5 protein-coding genes are annotated in these 5657 nt (G+C 75.3%); 3 read left to right on the top strand and 2 right to left on the bottom strand.

Annotated elements, in window-relative coordinates:
- The coding region (locus tag PKY62_RS11685) for a VanW family protein (protein WP_324537158.1) at positions 1-1820 on the top strand (1820 nt) is incomplete at its 5' end.
- Between the two features lie 30 nt (positions 1821-1850).
- On the opposite strand, the gene PKY62_RS11680 is transcribed toward PKY62_RS11685, so the two are convergent.
- Both PKY62_RS11680 and PKY62_RS11675 read right to left on the bottom strand, forming a co-directional pair.
- Positions 1851-3587 carry a SulP family inorganic anion transporter gene (locus PKY62_RS11680; protein ID WP_324537156.1) on the bottom strand — a complete coding sequence of 579 codons (1737 nt, stop codon included), beginning with the start codon at positions 3585-3587 and terminating at the stop codon, positions 1851-1853.
- Between the two features lie 9 nt (positions 3588-3596).
- Complete coding sequence (locus PKY62_RS11675) at positions 3597-3842, bottom strand: putative acetyltransferase (protein WP_324537154.1); 246 nt, start codon at positions 3840-3842, stop codon at positions 3597-3599.
- 74 nt (positions 3843-3916) lie between these two features.
- Here PKY62_RS11675 and fdxA point away from each other — a divergent pair, with 74 nt between their 5' ends.
- The gene (gene fdxA, locus PKY62_RS11670; RefSeq protein ID WP_324537152.1) at positions 3917-4240 is read left to right on the top strand and encodes a ferredoxin; all 324 of its coding nucleotides are present in this window, start codon (positions 3917-3919) and stop codon (positions 4238-4240) included.
- An 18-nt stretch (positions 4241-4258) separates the two neighbouring features.
- Positions 4259-5386, top strand: coding sequence for a succinyldiaminopimelate transaminase (gene dapC, locus PKY62_RS11665; RefSeq protein WP_324537150.1), 1128 nt, complete (start codon positions 4259-4261; stop codon positions 5384-5386).
- Positions 5387-5657 lie beyond the last annotated feature (271 nt).

Below are 5657 nucleotides of genomic sequence, written 5' to 3'. Positions count from 1 at the left end.
CCCAGTCCGAGCCCGAGCCCGAGCCCGCGCCCCAGTCCGAGCCCGAGCCCGAGCCCGCGCCCCAGTCCGAGCCCGAGCCCGAGCCAGCGCCCCTCCCGCCCGTGGCCGGCACACCGCTCGACGCCTTCCCCGAGCAGAGGCGCCGTCGTCGCTGGCCCCGCGTGCTCGGCGCCGTCGCGTCGGTCCTCGTCGTGCTCACGGGCCTGTACGTCGGGGCGCTCTGGCTGCTCTCCGACCGGGTGCCGACCGGGACCGTCGTCGCGGGCGTGGAGATCGGTGGGCTCGACGCCGCCGCCGCGGTCGTGCGGCTCGAGGAGCAGCTGGCCGCAGCGACCACCGAGCCGATCCCGGTGGCCCTGGGGGACAAGCGCACGGCGTTCGACCCCGTGGCCGCGGGCCTCACGCTCGACGCGGCCGCAACGGTCGACCAGCTCACCGGGTTCGGTCTGGAGCCCGCCCGCCTGTGGCGTCACCTGTTCGGCGCCGACGAGGTCGACCCGGTCACGACGGTCGACTCCGCGGCACTGACCGATGCCCTGGTCGAGGTCGCGGACTCCCTCGTCACCGACCCCGTGGACGGCACGATCGTCTTCGTCGACGAGGAGGCCCAGAGCACGGCCGCCGTCGACGGGTCGGGGGTCGACGAGGAGGCCGCGCGCGGGGTCCTCACCGAGGGCTGGCTCACCGCGCCGCGCCCCATCGAGCTGCCGTCCGCCGTGACCGCCCCCGCCATCACCGATGCCGAGGTCGAGCGCGTGCTCGCCGAGGTGGCACGGCCGCTGGTCGACGCTCCGGTCGCCGTCGCGGTCGCGGACCAGGTCGCGGAGCTGCCCACGGACGTCCTGGCCGCGGCCGCGGCCTTCGTGCCGGACGGCACGGAGCTGACGCTCCAGCTCGACGGCGTGGCGCTCGTCGAGGCGGTCACGTCGCGCACCACGGCGCTGCTCACCGACCCGGCCGACGCGTCGTTCACCTTCGTCGACGGCCTGCCGGTGATCGTCCCCGGGACGCCGGGCACCACCCTCGACCCGGAGGCCCTCGCGGCGGCGGTGGCCGTGGCCGGCACAGGGGACGACCGCACCGCGCGGGTCGAGCTCGTCGCGACCGACCCGAGCCAGTCGACCGCGCAGCTCGAGTCGCTCGGCATCGTGCAGATCGTCTCGGAGTTCTCCACCCCGCTGACCAGCGAGCCGCGCCGGACCCAGAACATCATCGTGGGGGCCAGCAAGATCAACGGTGTGCTCGTGCGGCCCGGCGAGGAGTTCAGCCTCACGGAGGCGCTCGGCCCGATCGACGCCGAGCACGGCTTCGTCCAGGCGGGCGCCATCGTCAGCGGCCAGCACACCGACGCCTGGGGCGGTGGGCTCTCCCAGATCTCCACCACCACCTTCAACGCCGCCTACTTCGCCGGGTTCGAGCTCCTCGAGCACACCCCGCACAGCGAGTGGTTCTCGCGGTACCCCGAGGGGCGCGAGGCGACCATCTTCACCGGGGTGATCGACCTGCGGTGGGCCAACAACACCCCCTACGGGGCGCTGCTGCAGGCCTACGTCGAGGGCGGCCGGGTCCACGTCAAGGTGTGGAGCACGCCGCACTGGACGGTCGACTCGACGACGTCGGGCCGCTCCGGCGTGGTCGCACCCACCACGGTGTACTCCCAGTCGCCCACGTGCGAGGCGCAGTCCGCCGGCAACCCCGGCTTCTCGGTCACCGTGACCCGCGCGGTGGCGCTGGCCGGTGTCGAGGCCTCGCGCGAGTCGTGGACCCATCGCTACCGACCCCAGAACCGGATCGTCTGCGGGGCGGAGCCCACGGGTTGACGGTGCGGCGCCGGCCGGCCTCGGTGCGGCTCAGCCCTCGGCCGCCGCGTCGGGCCCCAGGTCGCCCCGCAGCCGGCCGGTGACGCGGTCGACGGCGGCACCCACGGTGGGTGCGAACCGCTCGGGCCCGTAGCGGGGCCTGCGCGCGCCGTCCTCCCGGTCGTAGCGGTGCAGCCGGTCCTTGACCGGGCCCTTCATCTCGGCGAACACGAGCGTGACGCCCCGGGCCGCGAGCACGTCGTCGAGCTCGGCGAGCTCCTCGGCCGCTGTGGTGTCGATGTCCGTGATCGGCTCGGCCGCCAGGATCACCGTGTGCACGCCCGGACCGGCGGCGTCGACCACCGAGCGCACGTAGTCGTCGAACTGCGCGCCGTTGGCGAAGAACAGCGGTGCGTCGAAGCGCACGATGACCACACCCGGCACGCGGGACCCCTCGGGGTGACGCGCGAGGTCGTGGTAGCCGCGCACGCCCGGCAGGAGGCCGAGCTCGGCGCGGTAGGGCTGCCACGCGTGACGCACGAAGGCGGCCAGCGACAGCGCGATCGCGACGACGATGCCCTCGAGCACCCCGACGAGCGCGACACCCAGCAGCGCCGCGACCGAGAGCAGCCCCTCGACGGGGTTCATCCGGAGCAGCCGCACGGTGCCGGGCACGTCCACGAGCGAGGCCGCCGCGAGGATGACGACGGCCCCGAGCGTCGCCGAGGGAAGCAGCCCGGTGAGCCCGGGCGCCAGCAGCACGAACGCCACGAGGAGCGCGGCGCCGAGCAGCCCGACGAGCTGGGTGCGGGCGCCGGCCTGCTCCGCCACCGGCGTACGCGAGGACGAGGCGCTCACCGGGAAGCCACCGAGCAGCCCGCCGGCCACGTTGGCCGCACCGATCGCCGCCATCTCGTGGCTGCCGTCCACGGTCTCGCCGCGTCGCGCCGCGAGCGAGCGCGAGAGCACGGCGGTGTCGGCGAACGCGACGAGCGCGATGCCGAGCGCCGGCCCGGCGAGGGCAAGGACGTCGTCCCAGCCCAGCCCGCCGAGAGCCGGCGCCGGCAGACCGTGCGGCATGGCCCCGACGACCGGCACGGCGTCGGCGAGCCCCGCCACGGCCACGAAAACGACGGCGCCCACCACGGATCCCAGCACGCCGGCGACGGGGCTCACGGTGACCCGGAGCCCCACCACGACGGCCAGCGACACCAGGCCGACGGCGAGCGCCGTCCCGTTGACCCGGCCGCCGGCGAGCTCGCGCACCACCGCCCCGACGTCGCCGAGCGACCACGTCGCCTCGATCCGCACGCCGAGCACCGCCGGCAGCTGGGAGACGATGACCACGAGCGCGATGCCGTTGAGGTACCCGATCCGGATGGGGCGCGACAGCAGCGCCGTCACCGCACCGATCCGCGCCAGCCCGCCGACGAGGAGCACGAGCCCGACGAGGACGGCGAGCAGCCCGGCGAGGGCGACGGCGCGGTCCGGGTCGCCGGCGGCCAGCGGCAGCACCGAGACCGCGATGATCGGGGCGAGCGACGAGTCGGGACCCAGCACGAGCACGCGCGACGGCCCCACGAGGGCGTAGGCCAGCAGCGGGACGATCGTCGCGTAGAGGCCCGTCTGCGGCGGCAGCCCGGCCGCCTGGGCGTAGCCGATGCCGGCCGGGATGAGCAGGGCGGTGAGCACCACGCCGGCGACGAGGTCGTGGCGCAACCATGCCCGCTGGTAGTGGCGCGCCACCTCGAGGCCCGGGAGCCATCGGCGCAGGCTGTCAGCCCGCATGGGGCCAGGTTAGTCCGCGTCCCGTGGTGGGCGCCGGGGCCGGACGGGTGGCGGCGGGACGATCTTGCCGACGGCGATCTCCGCGGCCGGCACGGTGACGTCGCCGGTGCGGCTGCGCACGGTGACGCCGTCGGGCCCCGAGGCGAGGAGCTCGCCGAGCACGTCGCTGTAGCCGCCCCCGTCGAGCCGGCGCCGCACGACGACGCGCACGCCGACGGGCCACGCGGTCCAGGCCCCGTTCACGGCCGTGCCCACGTGCTGGCGCTCATCACCCGTGTGCTGCTCACCTGGGGGATACTAGGGTCCTCGGCTACTTGGAGGGACCGCCCGTGACGTACGTGATCGCCCAGCCCTGCGTGGACGTCAAGGACAAGGCCTGCATCGAGGAGTGTCCCGTCGACTGCATCTACGAGGGCGCACGCTCGCTGTACATCCACCCCGACGAGTGCGTGGACTGCGGCGCGTGCGAGCCCGTCTGCCCCGTCGAGGCCATCTACTACGAGGACGACGTCCCCGGGCAGTGGAGCGAGTACTACAAGGCCAACGTCGAGTTCTTCGACGTGCTCGGCTCGCCCGGCGGCGCGGCGAAGCTCGGGCTCATCGAGCGCGACCACCCGATCATCGCGGCGCTCCCGCCGCAGAGCGCCGTCTGACGCCAGCGCGTCGGCGACGTGGGACTGCTCACCGGCGCCCTGCCGGACTTCCCCTGGGACACGCTCGTGCCGTTCGCCGAGCGTGCCATGGCGCACCCCGACGGCATCGTCGACCTGTCCGTCGGCACCCCGGTCGACCCGACGCCCGAGCTGGTCCAGGAGGCGCTGGCCGCCGCGGCGGACGCGCCGGGCTACCCCACGACCCACGGCACGCTCGCCCTGCGCGAGGCGGTCGCGGCGTGGTTCGCCCGGCGGCGCGGGGTCCCGGGGCTCGACCCGGCGGCCGTGCTGCCGACGGTCGGCTCCAAGGAGCTCGTCGCGTGGCTGCCCGCGCTGCTCGGCCTGGGTGCCGGCGACGTCGTCGTGCACCCACGGACGGCGTACCCCACCTACGACGTGGGCGCACGCCTCGCCGGGGCCACGCCGCTGCCGGCCGACGACGTCGCGGTGTGGGCCGGGCGGCCCGACGTCCGCCTCGTCTGGGTCAACTCGCCCGCGAACCCCACGGGCCAGGTCCTGGGGGTCGACGAGCTGCGTGCCGTCGTCGCCGAGGCCCGACGCGCCGGTGCCGTGGTGGCGAGCGACGAGTGCTACGCCCTGCTGGCCTGGGACGAGCCGTGGGCGGGTGGCGGGGTGCCGAGCATCCTCGACCCCGCGGTCTGCGACGGTGACCACACGGGCCTGCTCGCCGTGCACTCGCTGTCCAAGCAGTCCAACCTCGCGGGGTACCGCGCGGCGTTCGTCGCGGGCGACCGGGCCCTCGTGTCCCGCCTCCTCGAGGTGCGCAAGCACGCCGGGATGATGGTGCCGGCCCCCGTCCAGGCGGCGATGGTGGCCGCGCTCGACGACGACGCGCACGTGGCGGAGCAGCGCGCCCGGTACGGGCGCCGGCGCAGGGCGTTGCGCGACGCGCTCGAGGGTGCCGGGTTCGAGGTCGACGGCTCCGCCGCGGGGCTCTACCTGTGGACGCGCGCCGCGGGCGCGGGGCAGGACTGCTGGCGGACCGTCGCGGACCTCGCCGACCTGGGCATCCTCGTCGCGCCCGGTGCCTTCTACGGGCCGGCCGGTGCGCGGCACGTACGGATCGCCCTGACGGCGTCGGACGAGTCGGTGGCCCGCGCCGTCGCCCGGCTGACGGGTGCGTGACGGCGCTGACGGTGGCGACGGACCACCGGCCGCGCTGCATCTGCTTTACTTGGATTTGACCCGGACGTGACAACGGCCTGGGGCCCCGCACGGCCGGACCGCGCCGATGACCCCGCGCACCGGTGACCCGAGGAGGACAGCATGACCGAGACCGTGACCGCATCCGCCCAGCTGCGGGTGGACGACCACGTCCTCGACCTGCCCGTGGTGCCCGCCACGATGGGCAACGACGGCGTCGACATCTCGACGCGTCCGGTGTGGCCGGCGAGCT

It is taken from the genome of Actinotalea sp., from assembly GCF_035443605.1.
Taxonomy (GTDB): Bacteria; Actinomycetota; Actinomycetes; order Actinomycetales; family Cellulomonadaceae; genus Actinotalea.
The sequence above is the reverse complement of the archived record's forward strand: the minus strand, read 5'-3'. Positions and strand labels throughout refer to the sequence as shown.

Excerpts from the sequence above, each read along its gene's own strand:
- PKY62_RS11680 (WP_324537156.1), bottom strand. The coding sequence starts at position 3,587 with ATGCGGGCTGACAGCCTGCGCCGATGGCTCCCGGGCCTCGAGGTGGCG.